Source organism: Lentzea sp. NPDC055074, assembly GCF_053608005.1.
In genome coordinates, this window is the sequence record NZ_JBSGUQ010000013.1 from 55,237 (window position 1) to 74,625 (window position 19,389).

General features: G+C 68.4%; 23 protein-coding genes and 2 tRNA genes. 17 read left to right on the forward strand and 8 right to left on the reverse strand.

Annotated elements, in window-relative coordinates:
• The first annotated feature begins 41 nt into the window (after positions 1-41).
• On the forward strand, positions 42-863 hold the full coding sequence (locus tag ACWF7A_RS27030; RefSeq protein WP_452253292.1) for a hypothetical protein: 822 nt from the start codon (positions 42-44) through the stop codon (positions 861-863).
• Here ACWF7A_RS27030 and ACWF7A_RS27035 read toward each other — a convergent pair.
• Together ACWF7A_RS27035 and ACWF7A_RS27040 are read right to left on the reverse strand one after the other, a co-directional pair.
• A complete protein-coding gene (locus ACWF7A_RS27035) occupies positions 853-1,713 on the reverse strand; it encodes a serine hydrolase (protein ID WP_452253293.1) in 861 nt (286 codons plus the stop codon). The genes ACWF7A_RS27030 and ACWF7A_RS27035 overlap by 11 nt on opposite strands.
• A 16-nt stretch (positions 1,714-1,729) precedes the next feature.
• Positions 1,730-2,461 carry a Type 1 glutamine amidotransferase-like domain-containing protein gene (locus ACWF7A_RS27040; RefSeq protein ID WP_452253294.1) on the reverse strand — a complete coding sequence of 244 codons (732 nt, stop codon included), beginning with the start codon at positions 2,459-2,461 and terminating at the stop codon, positions 1,730-1,732.
• A gap of 52 nt (positions 2,462-2,513) precedes the next feature.
• On the opposite strand from ACWF7A_RS27040, the gene ACWF7A_RS27045 reads away from it, so the two are divergent.
• From ACWF7A_RS27045 to ACWF7A_RS27065, 5 genes are all read left to right on the forward strand, one after another.
• Positions 2,514-3,188, forward strand: a complete 675-nt coding sequence (locus ACWF7A_RS27045; protein ID WP_452253295.1) for a YdcF family protein — start codon at positions 2,514-2,516, stop codon at positions 3,186-3,188.
• Entirely contained in the window at positions 3,188-4,426 is a 1,239-nt protein-coding gene (locus ACWF7A_RS27050) for a deoxyguanosinetriphosphate triphosphohydrolase (RefSeq protein WP_452253296.1), read from the forward strand. Before ACWF7A_RS27045 ends, ACWF7A_RS27050 begins: the two co-directional genes overlap by 1 nt.
• A 43-nt stretch (positions 4,427-4,469) precedes the next feature.
• Positions 4,470-5,477, forward strand: a complete 1,008-nt coding sequence (locus tag ACWF7A_RS27055; protein WP_452253297.1) for a serpin family protein — start codon at positions 4,470-4,472, stop codon at positions 5,475-5,477.
• The gene (locus tag ACWF7A_RS27060) at positions 5,474-6,481 is read left to right on the forward strand and encodes a serpin family protein (RefSeq protein WP_452253298.1); all 1,008 of its coding nucleotides are present in this window, start codon (positions 5,474-5,476) and stop codon (positions 6,479-6,481) included. The genes ACWF7A_RS27055 and ACWF7A_RS27060 overlap by 4 nt, the downstream gene beginning before the upstream one ends.
• 68 nt (positions 6,482-6,549) lie before the next feature.
• Positions 6,550-7,068: a Scr1 family TA system antitoxin-like transcriptional regulator gene (locus ACWF7A_RS27065; RefSeq protein WP_452253299.1), complete on the forward strand. Its 519-nt coding sequence runs from the start codon at positions 6,550-6,552 to the stop codon at positions 7,066-7,068.
• On the opposite strand, the gene ACWF7A_RS27070 is transcribed toward ACWF7A_RS27065, so the two are convergent.
• Entirely contained in the window at positions 7,065-7,241 is a 177-nt protein-coding gene (locus tag ACWF7A_RS27070) for a hypothetical protein (protein WP_452253300.1), read from the reverse strand. The genes ACWF7A_RS27065 and ACWF7A_RS27070 overlap by 4 nt on opposite strands.
• 82 nt (positions 7,242-7,323) lie before the next feature.
• Between ACWF7A_RS27070 and ACWF7A_RS27075 the strand changes: the two genes are divergently transcribed.
• The gene (locus tag ACWF7A_RS27075) at positions 7,324-7,881 is read left to right on the forward strand and encodes a carboxymuconolactone decarboxylase family protein (protein WP_452253301.1); all 558 of its coding nucleotides are present in this window, start codon (positions 7,324-7,326) and stop codon (positions 7,879-7,881) included.
• A gap of 4 nt (positions 7,882-7,885) precedes the next feature.
• A complete protein-coding gene (locus ACWF7A_RS27080; protein ID WP_452253302.1) occupies positions 7,886-8,698 on the forward strand; it encodes a class I SAM-dependent methyltransferase in 813 nt (270 codons plus the stop codon).
• Positions 8,699-8,714: 16 nt separating this feature from the next.
• Here the strand turns inward: ACWF7A_RS27080 and ACWF7A_RS27085 are convergent, their stop codons facing one another.
• On the reverse strand, positions 8,715-9,341 hold the full coding sequence (locus tag ACWF7A_RS27085) for a dioxygenase family protein (protein WP_452253303.1): 627 nt from the start codon (positions 9,339-9,341) through the stop codon (positions 8,715-8,717).
• A gap of 106 nt (positions 9,342-9,447) precedes the next feature.
• A complete protein-coding gene (locus ACWF7A_RS27090; RefSeq protein ID WP_452253479.1) occupies positions 9,448-10,317 on the reverse strand; it encodes a sigma-70 family RNA polymerase sigma factor in 870 nt (289 codons plus the stop codon).
• 26 nt (positions 10,318-10,343) lie between these two features.
• Here ACWF7A_RS27090 and dnaG point away from each other — a divergent pair, with 26 nt between their 5' ends.
• The 3 genes from dnaG to ACWF7A_RS27105 are packed head-to-tail and all read left to right on the forward strand — an operon-like array spanning position 10,344 to position 13,498.
• The gene (dnaG, locus tag ACWF7A_RS27095; protein WP_452253304.1) at positions 10,344-12,233 is read left to right on the forward strand and encodes a DNA primase; all 1,890 of its coding nucleotides are present in this window, start codon (positions 10,344-10,346) and stop codon (positions 12,231-12,233) included.
• A complete protein-coding gene (locus tag ACWF7A_RS27100) occupies positions 12,233-12,733 on the forward strand; it encodes a hypothetical protein (protein ID WP_452253305.1) in 501 nt (166 codons plus the stop codon). The genes dnaG and ACWF7A_RS27100 overlap by 1 nt, the downstream gene beginning before the upstream one ends.
• A gap of 24 nt (positions 12,734-12,757) precedes the next feature.
• A complete protein-coding gene (locus ACWF7A_RS27105) occupies positions 12,758-13,498 on the forward strand; it encodes a trans-aconitate 2-methyltransferase (RefSeq protein ID WP_452253306.1) in 741 nt (246 codons plus the stop codon).
• A gap of 6 nt (positions 13,499-13,504) precedes the next feature.
• Here ACWF7A_RS27105 and ACWF7A_RS27110 read toward each other — a convergent pair whose 3' ends face one another.
• Entirely contained in the window at positions 13,505-13,819 is a 315-nt protein-coding gene (locus ACWF7A_RS27110) for a hypothetical protein (protein ID WP_452253307.1), read from the reverse strand.
• Between the two features lie 143 nt (positions 13,820-13,962).
• Here ACWF7A_RS27110 and ACWF7A_RS27115 point away from each other — a divergent pair.
• Both ACWF7A_RS27115 and ACWF7A_RS27120 read left to right on the forward strand, forming a co-directional pair.
• Positions 13,963-14,038: transfer RNA gene (locus ACWF7A_RS27115), tRNA-Asn, on the forward strand.
• 126 nt (positions 14,039-14,164) lie between these two features.
• Positions 14,165-15,022 (forward strand): oxygenase MpaB family protein, encoded by an 858-nt coding sequence (locus ACWF7A_RS27120; protein WP_452253308.1) that lies wholly within the window; start codon positions 14,165-14,167, stop codon positions 15,020-15,022.
• On the opposite strand, the gene ACWF7A_RS27125 is transcribed toward ACWF7A_RS27120, so the two are convergent.
• Positions 14,977-15,438, reverse strand: coding sequence for a GNAT family N-acetyltransferase (locus tag ACWF7A_RS27125; protein WP_452253309.1), 462 nt, complete (start codon positions 15,436-15,438; stop codon positions 14,977-14,979). The genes ACWF7A_RS27120 and ACWF7A_RS27125 overlap by 46 nt on opposite strands.
• 106 nt (positions 15,439-15,544) lie before the next feature.
• On the opposite strand from ACWF7A_RS27125, the gene ACWF7A_RS27130 reads away from it, so the two are divergent.
• Together ACWF7A_RS27130 and ACWF7A_RS27135 are read left to right on the forward strand one after the other, a co-directional pair.
• Positions 15,545-15,622, forward strand: a tRNA-Ile gene (locus tag ACWF7A_RS27130).
• A 90-nt stretch (positions 15,623-15,712) separates the two neighbouring features.
• Positions 15,713-17,008, forward strand: a complete 1,296-nt coding sequence (locus ACWF7A_RS27135; RefSeq protein WP_452253310.1) for a tyrosine-type recombinase/integrase — start codon at positions 15,713-15,715, stop codon at positions 17,006-17,008.
• On the opposite strand, the gene ACWF7A_RS27140 is transcribed toward ACWF7A_RS27135, so the two are convergent.
• A complete protein-coding gene (locus ACWF7A_RS27140) occupies positions 16,997-18,028 on the reverse strand; it encodes a hypothetical protein (protein ID WP_452253311.1) in 1,032 nt (343 codons plus the stop codon). The two genes, ACWF7A_RS27135 and ACWF7A_RS27140, sit on opposite strands and share 12 nt — an antisense overlap.
• Before the next feature lie 271 nt (positions 18,029-18,299).
• On the opposite strand from ACWF7A_RS27140, the gene ACWF7A_RS27145 reads away from it, so the two are divergent.
• Positions 18,300-18,494, forward strand: coding sequence for a hypothetical protein (locus ACWF7A_RS27145; RefSeq protein ID WP_452253312.1), 195 nt, complete (start codon positions 18,300-18,302; stop codon positions 18,492-18,494).
• Positions 18,495-18,496: 2 nt separating this feature from the next.
• Entirely contained in the window at positions 18,497-19,375 is an 879-nt protein-coding gene (locus ACWF7A_RS27150; RefSeq protein ID WP_452253313.1) for a helix-turn-helix domain-containing protein, read from the forward strand.
• Positions 19,376-19,389 lie beyond the last annotated feature (14 nt).

Consider the following 19,389-nt stretch of genomic DNA (forward strand, 5'->3'; position numbering starts at 1 on the left):
GCCGCGAGCAACATCCTGCGGCTTTCCCGCGTGTCCAAGACATGGCGTGGGCGAGAGGGCAGACGGCGGCGGGAGTGGTGTGCGTCGTCTGGGTGGTGGTCGTCGCGGCGGTGGCCGAGGTGGAGACCCCGCGGGTGTTGCTGGCGTCCGCGGTGAGCGGTGGGCTGGTGTCCCTGTGCGCTGCGGTGGGCGGGGTCGTGGCGCTGCGATCGACCGATGCGGAGTCGGCCGCCCGGCTGCGACACGTGTTCGTGGTGCTGGAAGGGGCCGCGTTGGTGCTCTTCTTCCCGTTCTACTGGTTCGGCTTCGGCGTCGAACCCGTCGGGAAGCCGGGCACCTTCGCTGCGGGGACCGTGCTGCTGGTCGCGGTTCCCGTGGTCGCCGCACTGGTGCTGGTCGTGCGGCGGAGTTTCGTCGTGCACGACCTCGTGCCGGACTCCGGTGAGGGCGCGCCGGTCCAACGGATCCGCGTGCTCGCCACGGTGCTGATCACGGCCGGGCTCGCGCTGTCGGCCGGTGTGGTCGCGGTGGCGGCGGTCGCGACCGAGCACCGGGCGATCCTGCTGGTCGTCGGCCTGCTGGTGACGCTGATGCCGGTGCTGCTCGGGGTGCGGCTGGCCGGCGTGACGGACGTGCACTCGGCTCGCCGCCGCAACGCCGGCAACTACGTCGTCGTCCCCGCCGCAGCCGGGATCGCCGTGTTCGACTTCTCGTCCACGACGGGTCCCGCGGGGACGTTGTTCGGGGCGCTGGCGTTCGGGGCGGTCGTGCTGCTGGTGGTCGCGATCCTCGTGATGCGCGAGTTCACCGGCGAGTGGGACCGCCCGTGGCGGGAGCCGCGGGGACGCTCGGTCAGCCGTTGACGCCCAGCTTCCCGAGCACGGCCGTGGCGACGGCGTTGATCGACTGCCTGGCGGTGGTCCACGACCCCGTCGGGTTCGTGGTGAGCACGGCTACGGCGTAGCGGTTGTCGAGCACGCCCGCGCTGTGCAGGTAGACGTCGCTCGGCAGGTAGTACATCCAGCCCTGCTTGGCGTAGACGCCGGTGATGCCGAGCAGGCCGAACGCCTGGTCGAAGCCGTCGGCGGCGGTGGCGGGGGCGGCGGAGAGCGCCGCGACGATCGTGTCGCGCTGCGGCGAACCGAGGATGTACTGGTAAAGCCGGACCATGTCATTTGCGGTGATGACGACCTCTCCCCACTGCGAGGGGTCGTCAGGAGCGTGAGTGCCTGTAAGGCCCGCTTCGGCGGCGACACGGCCGATGGCGTCCATGCCGTCGAACCTCGTCCACAGCACGTCCATGGCGTTGTCGTCGCTCGCGCTCAACGCGCGGTGGATCAGGTCCTGGTCCTCGTCGGTCAACTGCTGCTGCAGCGCGTCCACGGCGAGGATCAGCTTCGACAACGACGCCGAGTAGAACGGCTTGTCGCCCTGCTCCGAGACCGCCTGGTTCGTCTCCAGGTCCAGCACCGCGACGCCGACGTCGGACGCCCCTCCGGCGGCCGCGACATCCGCTATGCCAGCGGCTGATATATCGGATATCGCCGAGCTGGCGTCCGACACATCGCCGGGATCGAGCGAGCCGTCGCCTGAATCCAGGACATCTGGCCCACGCGATATATCAGCCGCGGGCTTGCCGTGTGCGAGGCACGCCGACGTCTCCGGCACGACGAAGACCGCCGCCACGAAGAAGAGGATCAGAGCCCACCGCACACATCCACGGTCCGTCTCACAGGACCCTGGTGTCGAGCTTTTCCTCCTGTGCGGTTGCTGAAGAATCGTCCCTGACCACCACGTATGCGCCTGAGCCGGGACGTTCCGTCACCGCTTCGACCAGTTCGGTGCCCCGATAGAGCAACCCGACCCCGTCATCGGTGCAGTAGGTCTTCGGCAGCACCCCGGCGGCCACCGCCTCGTGGATCTTCGGGCGGCGCTGCTCCTCCGAGTCGTAGTGCACGCCGTTGCCGTAGGGCAGGAAGCCCAGGCCGTTCGTGACGATCCGGAGGTCCGGGCCGAACGAGTCAGTCGCGCCGCCCGAGTGCCAGCAGATCGAGCCCGCGGACACACCGCTGAGCACCACGCCCGCCTCCCACGCCGTGCGGAAGACCGCGCCGAGGCCGTGCACCTCCCACACCGCGAGCAGGTTCGCCACCGAGCCGCCGCCCACCCAGATGACGTCGTGGGACAGCACGTAGTCCTCGAGGTCGTCGGTCGGCGGCATCGTGAAGAGGTTCAGCACCGACACGTCGACGCCCGCGACCCTGCCCGCCTCCGCCATGTTCGCGTTCATGGCCCGCTGGTCGCCCCCGGCGGTGCCGACGTGGCACAGACGCGGTGCCCGGCCCTCGACGCCGGACAGGTCCAGGGCGAAGTGGATCAGCTTGTTGAACTCGACGAGGGTCCGGCGCCCGGAGCGCAGACCTCCCGACGTGGCGAGGATGGTGGGCTGCTCAGCAGGCATGACGAAGATCCTCGCAGGGGCGTCAACGCACCGTGCGGCCGGTTCTGGAAGCATGCGGGGTGTGCGGACCTCGCCCCTCAGACCACTCGCCCGGATTCGCCGGATCGTGTTGCGCCTCGTTTTCGGGGCGTTGGTCATCGGCGTGCTCGTGGGCGGCGGCACGGCGTTCCGCGTCTGGCAGGTCGCCCGCGTCGACGACTGGACCAAGGCCGACATGGCGATCGTGCTCGGCGCCGCGCAGTACAACGGCGTCCCGTCCGACGTGCTCGCGGCCCGCCTGGAGCACGCGCTCGGCCTCTACCAGGAAGGCGTCGTCGGCTACATCGCGACGACCGGCGGCCGCCAGCCCGGTGACAACTTCACCGAGGGCCAGGTCGGCAAGTTGTGGCTGGTCAAGCGCGGTGTGCCGGAGGACAGGGTGCTCCAGGTCGGTGAGGGCGCGGACACGCTCGGGTCGCTGCGCGCCGTCGCGTCCGTCGCCAAGGAACGCGACCTGAAGACGGCCGTGATCGTCAGCGACCCGTGGCACTCGCTGCGTGCCCGCACGATGGCCGAGGACGCCGGTCTGCGCGCGTGGACGTCGCCGACCCGCAGCGGCCCGAACGTGCAGACGCGCGAGACACAGTGGTTCTACATCAAGCGCGAGACCGGAGCCCTGCTCTACTACCGCCTGATGAAGGCGCACGCCGGCGTGTTCGACGAGCTCAAGCTCCCTAAAATCGGCTGATGGGATACACCGGCCACGACGCGGAGCGCCTCCTCTCCGAAGACCCGAAGAGCGCCGCGCTGCCGGGCGCCCGCACCGACACGCGCACGCCGTTCTCCCGTGACCGCGCCCGCGTGCTGCACTCCGCGGCGTTGCGCAGGCTCGCCGGCAAGACCCAGGTCGTCGGTCCCGGTGAGGGCTCCGAGGTCACCGGTGTGCCCCGCACGCGCCTCACGCACTCGCTGGAGGTCGCGCAGATCGGCCGCGGCATCGGTGAGGAGCTGGGCTGCGACCCGGACATCGTCGACACGGCCGGCCTCGCGCACGACATCGGTCATCCGCCGTTCGGGCACAACGGCGAGAGGGCGCTGAACGAGCTCGCCGGTCCGTGCGGGGGCTTCGAGGGCAACGCGCAGACGTTCCGCATCCTCGCGCGCCTCGAACCGAAGACCGCGCACGGCCTGAACCTCACACGCGCGGTGCTCGACGCGTCGACGAAGTACCCGTGGACGCGCACGCCGGGCACGGTGAAGTTCGGCGTGTACGACGACGACCTCGAAGTGTTCGAGTGGATGCGTGCGGGTGCGCCGGAGCGTGAGCGGTGCATCGAGGCGCAGGTGATGGACTGGTCCGACGACGTGGCGTACTCCGTGCACGACGTCGAGGACGGCGTCCTGGCCCACCGCATCAGCCTCGGCGCGCTGGCCCGTCCCGACGAACGCGGCGCCATCGCGTCGCTCGCCGCGAAGACGTTCTCCGACGAGTCCGTCGCGACGCTCGAAGCGACCGCCGAGGAACTGCTGACGCTGCCGGTGATCGCGTACTGGACCGACCGCGAGTACGACGGCTCGCTCGGCGCGCAGGTGGCGTTGAAGAACCTCACCAGCGAACTGGTCGGCCGCTTCGCCTCCGCCGCCGTCACCGCGACCCGCGCCGTGCACGGCGACGGCGCGCTGACGAGGTACAACGCCGCGCTGGAGGTCCCGAGGCAGGTCGCCGCGGAGGTGGCGCTGCTCAAGGCGATGGCCGTGCGGTACGTGATGAGCGACCCGGCCCGCCTGGCCATGCAGGCGACGCAACGCGATCTGATCACCGATCTGGTGGGCCGCCTGATGGAGCGCCCCACGTTGCTCGACCCCGCGTTCCGCCCGGTGTTCGCGGCCGCTTCGTCCTACGCCGCACGGCTTCGCGTCGTCGTCGACCAGGTCGCGCTGCTCACCGACGCCCAGGCCGTGGCCTGGCACCGCGCATCGGCGTAGCTTCGAAGGGATCCGTGCCGAAGTCCGATCCTTGGGAGAACCTGTGACCGACCAGGCCGACTTCGCCCTCACCCTGCACCGCGTCGCCGTACCTGATCCGTCCTCGAACGCGTGCTGGTCACCGTTCTCGGTGGCCAGTGCGCTCGCGCTGGCCCGCGAGGCGGCCCGCGGCGAGACCCGCGCCGAGCTCGACGGCCTCCTGGCCGGGTTCGACCCCGCGGACGCTCTCGACGTTCCCGAACTCGCCGTCGCCAACACCCTCTGGGCCGACGACGACCTGACGATCGACCCGGACTTCTCGCTCGCCGGCTCGGTGCGGCGCACCGCGTTCTCCGACCCCGCGACCGTCCGCAAGCTCGTCAACACCGACGTCGCCGAGACCACCCGCGGCCTCATCCCCGAACTGCTGACGGACCCGCCGCCCGCCGACGCCGCCGCGATCATCGTGAACGCCCTGTACCTCAAGGTCGGCTGGCTGAACCCGTTCGCGGCCTGGGACACCTCCGCGAAGCCGTTCCACGCGCCCGGCGGCGACGTGGACGTGCCGACGATGAAGGTCACCGAGAAGTTCCGCTACGCCCGCCACGACGGCTGGCAGACGATCGTGCTGCCCGCTGACTCGGGCGTCGAGACGGTGATCCTGCTGCCGGACTCCTCGCTGGAGCAGCCGCTGCACCCGTCCGTGCTCACCGCGCAGACCTTCACCCGTCTCGAGCTCTCACTGCCCAAAGTGGACGCGCGGGAGCGGTTCGCCCTCAAGAACACGTTGCGGCAGCTGGGGGTCGAGCGCATGTTCACGCGCGACGCCGACTTCTCCGGCCTCTCGCCGGACGAGCGGATGTTCGTGGACGACGTCGTGCACGAGGCCGTGCTGCGCATAGACGAGGAGGGCCTCGAGGGCGCGGCGGCCACCGCCGTCACGTTCAGGACGGTGTCGTTCGAGATCCCGGTGGACCCGGTCGTGGTGACGGTCGACCGGCCGTTCCTGCTCGCGGTCCGGCACGCGCGGTCCGGCGCGCTCTACTTCCTCGCGCAGGTCGCCCGCCCGTGACCGACCGGACCACCTTCGCGCTGGATCTCCACCGCGTCGCCGTGCCCGATCCCGGATCGAACGCCTGCTGGTCGCCGTTCTCCGTCGCCAGTGCGCTCGCACTGGTCCGGGAGGCCGCCAGGGGCAGGACCCGGGACGAACTCGATCCGCTGGTCGGCGGGTTCGACCCGAAGGCCGCGCTCGGCGTCCGGAACCTGGCCGTCGCGAACGCGCTGTGGGCGGACGACGGCCTGCCGCTGAACCCGGACTTCCCGTTGACGTCGTCGGTGCGGCGAGCGGACTTCTCCGACGCGAAGACCGTGCGCAAGCGGGTCAACGCCGACGTCGCCGAGACGACCCGAGGGCTGATCCCCGCACTGCTGCCGCCTCCGTCCGGTCCGTACCAGGGGGCGATCATCGTGAACGCCCTGTACCTGAAGGTCGGCTGGTCGACCGCGTTCAAGGCCCACCTGACGGAGCCGAGGCCGTTCCACGCACCCGGCGGCGACGTCGAGGTGCCGACGATGACGACGACGGCCTCGTTCGGCTACGCCAGGACCGAGGGCTGGCAGACGATCGCGGTGCCCGCCGGGCCCGCGGTGGAGGCGTTGGTGCTGCTGCCGGACTCCTCGCTGGAGCAGCCGTTGCCGCCCTCCGCGTTCGACGTGGGCGACGGCCCCGCCCTCGAGCTGTCACTGCCCAAAGTGGACGTTCGGGAGAAGTTCGAGCTGCGGGAGACGCTGGAACAGCTGGGGGTGGGCACGATGTTCTCGCCGGACGCCGACCTCGGCGGTCTCTCACCGGACCCGTTGTTCGTGAGCGACGTGATCCACGAGGCCGTGCTGCGCCTCGACGAGCAGGGCCTGGAGGGCGCGGCCGCGACCGCGGTGCGGATGACCAGGGGTGGGCGATCGGAACCGCCGGAGGACCCGATCGTCGTGCGGGTCGACCGGCCGTTCCTGCTCGCCGTCCGGCACGTCCGCTCGAAAGCGCTCTACTTCCTCGCGCAGGTCGCCCGTCCGTGAACCAATCGCCCCTGATGGGCGAGCGTTTCGCGCGGCGAGATCATGATCATGGCTTTACCGTTCCAGGCATGACCCAGCACGGTGCCGGCGAGCAGCTCGTCGTGCTCGCCGCGGCGGGCGCCACGCGGATCACCTGCTTCAGCGGCGTCACCATTCCCGTCCTGCTCAGAACCGAGTGCTACGCGAAAGCGCTGGCCGGGGCGCTGGGCCTCGCGCCGACGCCCGAGCTCAAGAGCGACGGCGTGCTGCCTCAGTGCGTGTTCTTCATCCACGAGTACGCGCTGCGCACCGTCGTCGGCGGCGACCGGCTGATGGAGGACCAGGTCCTGCACCTGCTGTTCCACGCGCCGTCGATCCGCGTCGTGCCGGCCAGCGCGGGCGGGGCTGCGGCGGTCGGGCTCGACTACGCGCTCATCCAGTACGAGCACGAGCCGCCGCTGGTCTACCTCGCGAACTGGACACTGGCCAGCGACGCGGCGACCGTGGAACGGGCCGTGGCGATCTTCCAGCGCATGCACGCCGTCGCGCTCGACAACGAGAAGTCGCGCGACGTGCTCATGGAGTACGTGGCCGTGTACGACCGCTAGGGCGTGTTGCGGCGCAGGAACAGGCGCATGCCGTCCTCGCCCGGTAGCGCGCACAGCAGCAGTTTGACGTTCTGGTGTCGCACCGGGACCGCGCACGAGTCGCCTGCCAGCAGCGTTCCCGCCAGGAGGCCGGCCGACTCGTGGTCCATGTCCAGCACGAAGTCGTTGCTCATGCAGGGACCCTATGAGTAGACCGCCTCGCGCCCCAGTCACCCAAAGGTGTCACGTTCCGGCGGGCTGTCTCGTCCAGGGTGCATGACGAGGATCAAGGGAGTTGCCCGGAAGAACACAGGCCTGCTGCTCAAGGCCGTGTACTGGTTCGCGCGGCGCGAGTTCGGGGCGGTGCCGGAGCCGGTCACGGTGATGGCGCACCACCCGAAGCTGCTGATGGCGAGCGGCCGGCACGAGCTGGCGGTCAAGAAGGCGATCCACGGGCCGTTGTTCGAGCTGTGCGTCTACCGGACGGCCGTGAAGCTCGGCTGCTCGTGGTGCGTCGACTTCGGCGCCATGCTGATGAAGCACGGGGGTCTCGACGTCGAACGGCTCAAGCACATCGACGAGTACGCCACGTCGCCGCTGTTCACCGACCTCGAACGCAAGGCGCTCGCCTACGCCGACGCGATGACCGACACGCCTGTCGCCGTCACCGACGAGCAGGTCGCCGAGCTGGAGAAGTCGCTGGGGCGCAAGGAACTCGTCGCGCTGACCTACCAGATCGCGCTGGAGAACCAGCGGGCCAGGTTCAACAGCGCGTTCGACATCAAGGACCAGGGTTTCACCAGTGGTGACGCCTGCCGCGTACCGACAAACTAGAGGTGTGGAGAAGATCGCACTGACAGGTGCGCAGGAGACCATGCTCGCCACGCTCTACGGCCGGGCGCTCGACAGCGAGCGCCCGGCGTCCGTTCTGCACGACGACGAGGCCAAGCGTGCCGTGGACCGCATCGACTACGACTTCGGCAAGACGGGGATGAACACGACCAGCGCGGTCGGCGTCGCCATCCGCGGCCGGGTGCTCGACGACTGGACGCGCGAGTTCCTGCGGCGCACCCCGTCCTGCACGGTGCTGCATCTGGCCTGTGGGCTCGACACTCGCGCGCATCGCATCGAACGGCCGGACACCGTGCGGTGGGTCGACGTCGACATGCCGGACGTCGTCGCGTTGCGGCACAAGCTCTTGCCCGAGCCGCGAGGGGACTACCGGCTGGTGGCGTCGTCGGTCACCGAGGAGGCGTGGCTCGCCGAGGTGCCCGCCGACCGTCCGGTGGTGGCGGTGTTCGAGGGCCTGTCGATGTACCTGACGCAGGCCGAGGGGCACGCGTTGATCAGCAGGATCACCAGCAGGTTCCCGAGCGGTGAGCTGCTGTTCGACGTCTACGGCTCCTGGGGGATCAAGCTGCAGAAGCTCGTGCCCGCCGTGCGCAACGCCGGCGCGACCCTGCACTGGGGCGTCGACGATCCGCGTGAGATCGAGGCGTTGCGCACAGGACTGACCACTGTGGACCAATGGCGCAGCGTGGACCTGCCGCACCTGGACGCGTTGCCCAGGTCCGGCAGGATCCAGATGAAGGTCGTCAGCGCGATCCCGAAGCTCCGCGACGTCGGGAAGCTGCTGCGGATGCGTTGGTGAGCTCTGGGGTGGTAGGTCAGATGTCGAGGACGAAGTCGAACTTGGCCGTGTAGCGGTTGCCGACGAGCGGGCCGAGCTCGACCTCGCACTCGCGGTCGAGGTAGGCGTCGCGCCGGTTCAGGTACGGCACGTTCATCCCGTACGCCCTGAGGTTGTCGGGGAAGAACAGCTGCGTGGTGAGGATCCGGCCGCCACGCGGCTGCGCCTTGACGTGGATGTGCGGGGTGCGGCCCGGGTAGTCCTTGGGCACGATCGTCTCCAGCACGTACGCGCCGGAGGCGTTGGTGAACTGGTGACCGCGCATCTTGAACGTGGTGTTGTCGTACACACCGCGGTCGTCCGACTGCCAGAAGTCCAGCAGTGCGTTGGGGATCGGGGCGCACTTCATCGTGTAGACGAACCCGGTGATGCTGAGCACGATCCCGGTGACGCCGGGGGTGCGCAGGTTCGTGCGCTGCGGGGAGTTCCGCTTGAAGTAGGGACCCTCGATGTTCGACGGGGTGTCGTCGTCATCGACGCAGGTCGGGGTCAGGGGGAGGGGCGCGCTGCGCGCCGTGGTGGTGCCGGCGGCGGTCAGTGCGACCACTGCGGCCGCACCGGTCGCCAGGAACGCCCGGCGTGAGGGGATGTCGTGTTCGGGCATGGTTCGAACTCCGGTGGTCGCGACCCGCGGCAGGGGGCTTGGGCAGCGCGTCGGACGTTAGCCACGCCGCGGTCCCGGCTCCAGTTACGGTCCAGACCAAAACCCGTCAGAACGTGACGTGCGTGAGCTTGTCCGGGTTCGCGATGTCGTAGATGGCCGCGACCTTGCCCTCGTGCACCGTGAAAGCCGTCACACGCGACGTCACCTCGCCGTACGCCGGCATGAGCACGCCGATGTCGCCGTTGACGAACGTCGGCCGGTGCTCCTCCGGGTAGCCGTACTTGCGCATCAGGCCGAGGAAGAAGCGAGCGACCTTGTCCGCGCCGGAGACAGTGTGGACCGCCGTGCGCACCTTGCCACCACCGTCGCCGATCAACACCGCGTCCGGGTGCAGCAACGCGAGCACGCCGTCGAGGTCCCCGCTCGCCATGGCCCGCAGGAACTTCTCCAGCACCTCCTGCTGCTCGGCCAGGGCGGAACGGGGCGGCGGCTCGGCGTCCGCTACGGCCTTGCGGGCACGGGAGGCGTGCTTGCGCGCAGCAGCCTCCGAGACCTGCAGCACGTCGGCGATCTCGTTGAACGGCAACGAGAACGCGTCGTGCAGCACGAACGCGACGCGCTGGTCGGGCGTGAGCCTGTCGAGCACCACGAGCGCGGCCATCCGCACGCCGTCGGCCTGCACCACGCTCGCCAGCGGGTCGTCCTCGCCGGTCGTGAGCAGCGGTTCGGGCAGCCACGAGCCGACGTAGGTCTCCCGGCGCACGGCCGCGGAGCGCAGCCGGTCGAGGCAGATGCGGCTGACGACGGTCGTGAGCCAGCCGCGCGCGTCCTGCACGCCCTCGGCCTTGGCGAACCTCGGCCACGCCTCCTGCACGGCGTCCTCGGCGTCGGCGAAGCTGCCGGTCAGCCGGTAGGCGACACCGATGAGGTGCGTCCGGTGGAGTCCGAAGACGTCGGCGGTGGTCACGGTCGGCAGTTTGCCAGGGGATTAGACTCGGTCGTGTGGCAGGACGCATCAGAGAGAGCGACATCGCGTTGGTGCGTGAGCGCAGCCGCATCGACGAGGTCGTCGGTGACCAGGTTTCGCTGAAGCGTGCCGGTGGAGGCGCCCTCAAGGGGTTGTGCCCGTTCCACGACGAGAAGTCGCCGTCGTTCAACGTGCGCCCGTCGCACGGCACGTTCCACTGCTTCGGCTGCGGCGAGGGCGGCGACGTGATCGCCTTCGTGATGAAGGTCGAGCACCTGTCGTTCGTGGAGGCCGTCGAGCGGCTCGCGGACCGGGCGGGCATCCAGCTGACCTACGAGGGCGGCGGCGCCACGATCCAGCGCGACCGGGGCACGCGCAGCAGGCTCATCGAGGCCCACAAGGCGGCCGCCGAGTACTACGCCGAGCAGCTCGCGACGCCCGAGGCGCAGCAGGCGCGCGAGTTCCTGGCCGAGCGCGGGTTCGACGAGGCTGCGGCACGCCAGTTCGGCTGCGGGTTCGCCCCCGGCGGCTGGGACAAGCTGACGAAGCACCTGCTCGGGCGCGGGTTCGAGCTGCAGGAGCTGATCAAGTCGCAGCTCACCAAGGAGGGCCGCCAGGGTCCGATCGACCGGTTCCATCGGCGGCTGCTGTGGCCGATCAAGGAGATCAGCGGCGACGTCGTCGGGTTCGGCGCGCGTCGGATCTTCGACGACGACCCGATCCAGGCGAAGTACCTCAACACCAGCGAGTCGATGATCTACAAGAAGTCGCAGGTGCTGTTCGGCCTCGACCAGGCCAAGCGCGAGATCGCCAAGCGCAAGCAGGCGGTCATCGTCGAGGGCTACACCGACGTGATGGCGATGCACCTCGCGGGCGTGCCGACGGCGGTCGCGTCCTGCGGCACGGCGTTCGGCACGGACCACATGAACGTGCTGCGCCGGCTGCTGATCGACGACGACGTGAACGGCGAGGTCATCTTCACCTTCGACGGCGACGAGGCGGGCCAGAAGGCCGCGCTGAAGGCGTTCGAGGGGGAGCAGCACTTCTCCGCGCAGACCTACATCGCGGTCGCGCCGGACGGCATGGACCCGTGCGAGCTGCGGCAGGCCAAGGGCGACGTGGCGGTGCGCGACCTGGTGGCGCGGCGCATCCCGTTGATCGAGTTCGCGATCAAGGCCCAGCTCAAGGCGTACGACCTCGACTCCGTCGACGGCCGCGTCGAGGCGCTCAAGAAGATGGTGCCGTTCGTCGGGCAGATCAAGGACAGGGCCAAGCGCGACGGCTACGCGACGCGCCTGGCGTGGTGGGTGGGCTGGGACGACGAGGCGATGGTCGTGCGTCGCGTGCGTCAGGTCTCCAGCGGCAAGGGGCCGGTCGCCGCCCCCCAGCGGGTCGACCCGAACCAGATGGCGCTGGGCGTGGAGGTCGACGGCCCGGCCCGGCCGAACCCGCGCGACCCGAGGCTGATCTTCGAGCGCGAGGTGCTCAAGATCGCGCTGCGGCTGCCCGAGTACGCGGGGCCGTTGTACGACTCGCTGCCGGACGAGTCCTTCACGGACCCGGCGTACGTGGCGCTGCACCGGGCCATCCGCGAGGCCGGCGGCGCGTCCTGCGGGCTGGAGGGCTCCGCGTACCTGGACGGGATCTCGCAGGCGTGTTCGCACGCGTCGGTGCGGTCCGTGCTGACCGAGCTCGCGGTGGAACCGTTGGCCGTCAAGCAGAACGACGAGTTCCGCTACGTGTCGATGGTGATCGCGCGGCTGCAGGAGGTCCAGGTCGGCAAGCAGGTCGAGGACGTGAAGTCACGTCTGCGGCGGTTGTCCCCGATCAAGGACGCCGACGAGTACCGGGCGCTGTGGGGCGACCTGGTGGCGCTGGAGGAGTACCGCAAGGCGCTCCTGCAGCAGAGCGCTGGAGTGCTGTAGTGGGGTTGTTCCGACGGTTGTTCGGCAACGGTGCGCCGGACGGGTTCACGGGAGTGCTCGACCCGGAGGAGACGGTGATCGCGCACGCGCCCGTCCAGACCGGCGGGCACCTGGTGGTGACGTCGTTCGGGCTGTGGGTGCCGGGGGAGGAGCCCCGCCGGATCGGCTGGCACCTCATCAGCAAGGCTAAGTGGGAAGGCGCGCTGAGGCTGGTCGAGGCGGCGGAGGCCTCCACGGAGGGGCCCGTCGTGCTGCTGGAGGACCTGCCCGCGCACCGGTTCCCGCTGGAGAACCCCGAACGGGTGCTGCGGGCGATCAGCCAGCGCGTCGAGGGGTCGATCCGGCACCGCGAGCGCGTCGAGTCGCCGGGCGTGTGGATCCTGCAGCGCAAGATCCCCGGCCAGGACGGCGTGGTGTGGCAGGCGCGCGGGGACGCCGGGGTGGACCTGGCGGCCGTGCGCGAGGCCGTGGAGCCGTTCGTCGCGAAGCTTGCGGGCTAACAGTACGCGTGTACTGTTAGCCGTATGTGGGATCCGACGCAGTACCTGGCCTTCGCCGATCACCGGGCGAGGCCGTTCTACGAGCTCGTGGGGCGCGTGCGGGCTGATGAGCCCCGCCGCGTCGTCGACGTGGGCTGTGGGCCCGGCAACCTGACCTCGTCGCTGTCGCAGCGGTGGCCGTCGGCCGTGATCGAGGCGTTCGACTCGTCCGTGGAGATGGTCGAGGCGGCGCGTGAGGCCGGCGTCGATGCTCGCGTGGACGACGTCACGACGTGGGAACCGTTGCCGGACACCGATGTCGTGGTGTCCAACGCGGTCCTGCAGTGGATCCCGGAACATCCCTCGATCGTGTCTACTTGGCTGTCGGCGCTGACTGCCGGCGCGTGGCTCGCGTTCCAGGTCCCCGGTAACTTCGCGGACCCGTCGCACCGCCTGATCCGTGAGGTCGCGGGAGCGGGGCTGGCGCACGTCTTCCGTGCCGACAAGCCGGTTCTGGCCCCCGTGGAGTACGCGGACCTGCTCGGCGACTGCTCCACTGTGGACGTCTGGGAGACGACGTACGTGCAGCGGCTGTCCGGCCCGGACCCGGTGCTCGAATGGGTGAGTGGCACGGCTCTGCGGCCTGTGCGAGCGGCGTTGTCCCCAGCGGACTGGGACACCTATGTGGCGGAACTGGCGCCGCGGCTGCGCGAGGCGTACCCGCAGCGAGCCGACGGCACCACTTGGTTCCCTTTCAGGCGGATCTTCGCGGTGGCCCAGGTGTGAAGACCGTCACACTCGCGGGGTCGTCGCGGGAGGGGTGAACGCCTTGCCGTTCGTCCCCTTCTCTTCCTCCTGGTGCTTCCAGGGAGCCTTCTCGGCCGCTTTACCTGCGGCGTCCGCCGCCTTTCCTGCTGCGTCCGCGGCCAGGTCCTTGGCCTGGACCGCGGCTTCGAACGCCTTGTCCTTCGCCTGGGCCGCCGTCTTGCGCACGGTCGGGTTCGCGGTGAAGCGGTGCCAGAGGCGCACGATCTGGTCGTAGCGCTCCCGCCCGGCCTTCGCGCCGAGCACGTAGCCGACCGCCGCACCGACCAAGATGCCCTTCATGTGACGTCTCCTCTCGCATCTTGCCTGGTCAAAGCCTATGTGGCCGCAAAGTGGGGGGTGCTTGCAAAACCCCTTTCGCGACTCATGTAGAGTTACCCACTGTCAGGAGGAACCAAGCCTGACAAGCTAGAACAACAGAACATTCCCCCATAGCTCAATTGGCAGAGCATGCGACTGTTAATCGCAGGGTTACTGGTTCGAGTCCAGTTGGGGGAGCCAGAGCGGCCGTCAGACTAGATCTGGCGGCCGCTCTTGTTTCTTCGTGGGGTCAGCCCCAGGACCTGACGACCCCAGTCGACCGACTGGGGTCTTTTGCTTTGGCGGGTCTTGCGTCAGCTTGGGGGCATGGCCCGCTTCGCGAACCTCCGCCGCATCTCCGCGCTCGACCCCGTGGCCGACCACGAGGAGATCATGCGCATCTCGGCCGGCCTGGAGTTCCCGTGGGACTACCAGAAGTCGCTGGAGATGGCGCTGTTCCGCACGTACTGCGTCCCGACGATCTCGGGGCTGCTGGAACGCACCGGAGAGTTTGAACGGCGCCCGCAGAAGCGCTACGACGACACCGCCGTCCTGATGGCCGAGCTCGTGGAGCACGGCTACGACTCCCCGCGCGGCCGTGAGGCGTTGCGCGTGGTCAACCGCCAGCACGGCCGTTACGACATCTCGAACGACGACATGCTCTACGTCCTGTCGACGTTCATCTACGACCCGATCGAGTGGCTTTCGCAGTACGGCTGGCGCCCGCTGACCCGCAACGAACAGCTGGCCGGCTTCCACCTCTACCGCGCGGTCGGCGCCCGCATGGGAATCCGCGACATCCCTTCGGGCTACGACGAGTTCCTGGCGTTCAAGACGGCCTACGAGCAGAAGCACTTCGTGTACGCGCCGTCGAACCGCCGCATCGGCCAGTACACCCTCGACCTCTTCTGCTCCTGGTACCCGTCCGTGGCGCGCCCTGTGGTCGCACGGGCCGTGGTCGCGATGCTGGACCCGGCGATGGTGCGCGCGTTCGGGTTCGTGGCGCCACATGCGTGGGTCGGCGCGTTGGGCAGGCGTGCGTTGCGCCTGAGGGCTTTCGTCGTGCGCCGCCTACCGGTCCGCAAGGCCCTGAAACTCACCAGCACCCCGAACCGCACCTACCCGGGCTACCCGCGCGGCTACCGGCCGTCGGACCTCGGCGCGACCTCCAGCACGGCCCGCTGACCGTTGAGGACGAAGCCCAGGGACTCGAGGAACGCGTTGCCGGGCTTGAAGCCGTCGAGCCGCACGTGCACCCGCGAGACCTCCGGAAAGCGCGCGGCCAGAGCCTTCGCCATCTCCCGGCCGATGCCCCACCGCCGCAGGTCCCGCGGCACCAGGAAGAACCCGATGCTCGCCTCACCCGGTGCCGGGTGGTGCAGCACGAGGTCGACGAACCCGATCATGCCCTGAGCCTGCGCGACCAGCAGGTGCTTCTGCTCGAACGCCGCGCCCTCCGGCAACGCGTAGAAGAGGCTCTGCACGTCACCGGGTCCGGACGGATGCCCCGTGGCGGCCTGGAACCAGTCGTCGCAGTCGGCGAACAGCGCCAGCACCTCGGGCTCGTCCGCCGGGGTGAAGTCGCGGAGGGTCAAACGCACGCGTCCACCCTATGTGTCGCTCGCCACGGGGGTGCGCAAGGGCCGTTCGGCGTGATCGGTATTCTCCAGCACGCAGCGTTAGCGGGTCGGGGTCCGCTGCTGCGAGGGGGCAGTAGCTCAACCGGTCAGAGCAGCAGACTCATAATCTGTCAGGTTGTCGGTTCGAATCCGACCTGCCCCACCAGTCTGACCAGCACGGACGGGCCGTTTCAAGATCCGCTAGTGATCATCTGTCCATGTTGCTGTCCATTGACACCGGGTTGACCATGGGCACATGACCAGGTCAAACGGCTCCGAAGACCGCCGGACGCGAGGCAGTATCCGCGTACGCGGCAACTCGCTCCAGGTCCGTGTGTTCTCGGGGAAGGACCCGGTCACGGGCAAGGATCTTTATCTCACCGAGTCGGTGAAGGGCACGGACAAAGCGGCGTACAAGGCTGCTGACAAAGTGCAGACCCGGCTACTCGCTGAAGTGGACGCTCAGCGCGCGACAAGCTCGAACGCCACGTTTGCCTACGCCGCTTCGGAATGGCTGCGCGTGACCGAGCTGGAGGACAGCACGCGCGAACTCTATGAGGGCTACATCAACCGCACGATCAATCCCGCCTTCGGCCCGACGCCGGTCCGGAAGATGACCACGCGGATGCTGGAGAACCTCTACGCGGAGCTTCGTCGGTGCCGCGTGCGCTGCGACCGAAAGCCGTACGTGGAGCACAAGGCCGAAGGCGACCACGACTGTAAGAAGGCCAGGTGTAAGCCACACAAGTGCTCGCCGCTGTCGACTTCGGCGGTCCGGCAGGTCCACTCGATCATCAGCGGAATTCTCGGCGCTGCTGACCGGTGGGACTGGATTCCAGGCAACCCGGCCAAAGCTGCGAAGCGACCGAAGCAGAAGCAGCCACAACCTGAGCCGCCTTCGTCCGCAGATGCCGCACGTCTCGCCGAAGAGGCGTTCCAGATGGATGACGACTGGGGAACGCTGGTCTGGTTCGTCATGACCACGGGCGTCCGGCGTGGCGAACTCTGCGCCCTGAAATGGTCCTCCATCAATCTGGACGAAGGCGTGGTCGAGATCCGCCGGAGCTACCGTCTTCGTCGCGGCGTCGGCACCGAGAAGGACACCAAGACTCATCAGATGCGGCGGATCGCACTCGACACCGAAACCGTCGTGCTGCTCATGGAACACCGCGACCGGTGGCGTGATCGGCTCGCTGAAGCGGACGTCGAACTGACGGACGACATGTACGTCTTCACTGGCGTGCGAAAGGCAGACCCGACCGTCCCGTACTCGCCGCACGCGGTGTCGAGCCGCTACAAGGAGATGGCGGATCGGCTGGAGATCAAGACGCATCTTCATGCTCTGCGGCACTACTCCGCGACCGAGCTTCTCACCGCCGGAACCGACCTTCGCACGGTCGCGGGACGACTCGGACATGGCGGCGGCGGTGCAACGACGTTGAAGGTCTACGCAGCGTGGGTCGCTGCATCCGACCGGAAAGCGGCGGAACTTCTTGGTTCTCGGATGCCGAAGGTCACGCGCAAGCCGCGTGACAAGAAGTCAGCCGACTAGAGCCGCAAGCCGATTGCGCTGACGCACCGAACCCACCTGAGCCGCCAGCAGCCGTGCACGTTCCGCGTGCGTGGCTGCTGCGTCTTTCTCGCCGGTTGTGGTGAACACCTGAGCAAGGTCAACCCGAAGCGTGGTCTCAGCACGGGTAAAGCTCGTGTCGAGCCGCTCCAGCACATCGGAGAGAACGTCAATCGCTTCGGGCGCACCGAGTCGAGCGAGGGCATTGCCGCGCCACCGTGACAGGTGGGTGGCGTCGAAGACGAGATACGGCGTGTCCCCGTTGTCAGTGGTTGGCATGGAGCGCGCGGCATCGTCGAACGCCCGCATGGACCGCGTGTGTTCGCCGTTCGCTGCGCACGCTTCGCCGTAGCCCGCGGAAAGCCATGAGAACAGCAAACTAGGCACGCGCCCTCTCGCTTCTGCGAGCACTTGCTCGGTCAAATCGACGGCTGCCTGTGTCTCGCCGATGTCGAGCAGAACGACTGCCTGCCCTCCACGCGCATAGGCCTCCAGCGCGGGCGATTGCGCGTACCTCGCTGCTCGAATCGCCCGGTTGTAGTTGGCCCACGCATCGCTCGTGAGCCCCTGATCGAGCGACTGCCATCCGGCGAGTGCGGAAGCGTCGACCAACACAGCGGCCAAACGTGACTGCGTGGACTGATCGAGTACATCGTCCAGAACGCCGTCCATCTGGTCGATCTGCGCACGAAGCTGACCGATCAACGCGGCCGCGCCCAGCCTGCGGTCGATCACGCGCGTGATGTCGAGTTGGTGCTGGAAGAGCTTCACGGTCCTTTCGTCGATGTTGCGTCCTGCCGCGATGCGGGCTTGCAGTCCCAGGTCCTCGGACACCGGGGAAAGCGGTACCCGCACGGGTTCCAGTAGCCGGGAGATCGGCAGGTTGAACATCTCTTCGAGTAGGCGGCGCGTGACGGCCCTAGGAGGCCCGAGCGGACGGCCGTCGGCACGGACGCCGGAAGCCAGGCGTTGAACGTGACGCGGGCCGAGTGTGGCCTTCATGCCGCGCTCTCGCGCGAATCGCTCCGTCTCCCTGCTGAACTCCTCAGCCGTCAGCCGGCGCTGCCGCAGCAACTCGCCGAACAGCGTCCCTGGGTGCCCGCTTCGATCTCGCGAACTCATCGGCTGACCTCTCCGTCTCGCTAATGTCAGCGCCAAGGAGTGTAGGTCGTGAGAAGTCGCTATAGGTCTTTGCCTGGTCATTTACATCCGATGTGCTGCTGGCGAAGCTGATGTTGGCGGATCTGATGTCGACAGAGGCAGGTGACGGATCATGGTGTGGGACGCAACGGGGCTCTTGCTGTTCCTCGTCTGGCTGGTGCTGCCTCCGCTCTACGTCGTGGTGCTCGGCAGGCACTACCTCCGCCGCTGCGCTGACGCCGCACAGAAGGCCGTGTGGGCGCGCGAAGAGTTGCGGACGGCACTCGACAGCGTTCGGGCCGTTCTTCGAACCGGGGCGAGGAACTAGACATGCCAAAGAAGATCTCTACCGCGCGGGGGCGGGAGTTCGGCGCTGGCTTGCGGGCGGCCATTGCAGGCGCGGGTCTCACTTCACGCGCGCTCGCCGAAATCCTGGACTGGGACGAAGCCAAGCTCTCGGGAGTAGTGAACGGCAAGGGCGGGGCCAGCCTGCTCGAAATCGCCACGCTGCTGGGTGTGTGCCGAGTCGTTGCCGCCGAACGTGAGCACTTGCTCTCGCTGCACCCAGAGGTGCACATCAAGGGCTGGTGGCAGCAGCACGGCATGTGTGCGCCTATCAGTCTTCGCACGCTCTGCGAAAACCTTGCCGTGGCCGAGTCGCTGACGAGTTGGCACACGCACTTGGTGCCGCCGTTCCTTCAGACCGTCGACTACATGCATGAGGTGCTGCTCGCATCCTCTACGGTGCCGAAGGCCGAGGTGCAAGATCGGGTGAAGGCGCAGTTCGCGATGCAGGAGTTGTTGCGCGGCGGCAAGAAGTGCTTCTTCTTCATCCACGAACTCGCGTTGCACCTGTGCGTCGGCGGTGCCGAGGTACACGCTGCGCAGTTGCTGCACCTCCTACTCATGGCCAAGTGGTCGAACGTTTCGATCCGGGTCTTGCCCGCAGCGCTCGGCGCGCATCCTGGCTTGGCAGGGCCGTTCACCCAGTTGACCTTTGCAAAGTACGAACCGCTGGTGTGGATGGACACCGAGAACTCCAGCCTTCTCGACGAGTCGACGGACGCGATCGCGGGCTACGGGAAGGTCATTCGCGCGCTCGATGAGATGAGCCTGGACGAGGCTGACTCCAAGGACCTGATCGTCCGCCTGTACGACGCTTCGTGCCTTGCCGACGACGAAACGGCAATGCGTAAACCCGTCTGTTGAGGACACAAGAGCTG

Coding starts and splice junctions, on each gene's coding strand:
- ACWF7A_RS27120 (WP_452253308.1), top strand. CDS start 14,165: ATGGCCCGCTTCGCGAACCTCCGCCGCATCTCCGCGCTCGACCCCGTG.
- ACWF7A_RS27070 (WP_452253300.1), bottom strand. CDS start 7,241: ATGAGCAACGACTTCGTGCTGGACATGGACCACGAGTCGGCCGGCCTC.
- ACWF7A_RS27150 (WP_452253313.1), top strand. CDS start 18,497: ATGCCAAAGAAGATCTCTACCGCGCGGGGGCGGGAGTTCGGCGCTGGC.
- ACWF7A_RS27045 (WP_452253295.1), top strand. CDS start 2,514: ATGCGGGGTGTGCGGACCTCGCCCCTCAGACCACTCGCCCGGATTCGC.
- ACWF7A_RS27075 (WP_452253301.1), top strand. CDS start 7,324: ATGACGAGGATCAAGGGAGTTGCCCGGAAGAACACAGGCCTGCTGCTC.
- ACWF7A_RS27050 (WP_452253296.1), top strand. CDS start 3,188: ATGGGATACACCGGCCACGACGCGGAGCGCCTCCTCTCCGAAGACCCG.
- ACWF7A_RS27110 (WP_452253307.1), bottom strand. CDS start 13,819: ATGAAGGGCATCTTGGTCGGTGCGGCGGTCGGCTACGTGCTCGGCGCG.
- ACWF7A_RS27030 (WP_452253292.1), top strand. CDS start 42: ATGGCGTGGGCGAGAGGGCAGACGGCGGCGGGAGTGGTGTGCGTCGTC.
- ACWF7A_RS27105 (WP_452253306.1), top strand. CDS start 12,758: ATGTGGGATCCGACGCAGTACCTGGCCTTCGCCGATCACCGGGCGAGG.
- ACWF7A_RS27135 (WP_452253310.1), top strand. CDS start 15,713: ATGACCAGGTCAAACGGCTCCGAAGACCGCCGGACGCGAGGCAGTATC.
- ACWF7A_RS27065 (WP_452253299.1), top strand. CDS start 6,550: ATGACCCAGCACGGTGCCGGCGAGCAGCTCGTCGTGCTCGCCGCGGCG.
- ACWF7A_RS27085 (WP_452253303.1), bottom strand. CDS start 9,341: ATGCCCGAACACGACATCCCCTCACGCCGGGCGTTCCTGGCGACCGGT.
- ACWF7A_RS27140 (WP_452253311.1), bottom strand. CDS start 18,028: ATGAAGGCCACACTCGGCCCGCGTCACGTTCAACGCCTGGCTTCCGGC.
- ACWF7A_RS27040 (WP_452253294.1), bottom strand. CDS start 2,461: ATGCCTGCTGAGCAGCCCACCATCCTCGCCACGTCGGGAGGTCTGCGC.
- ACWF7A_RS27145 (WP_452253312.1), top strand. CDS start 18,300: ATGGTGTGGGACGCAACGGGGCTCTTGCTGTTCCTCGTCTGGCTGGTG.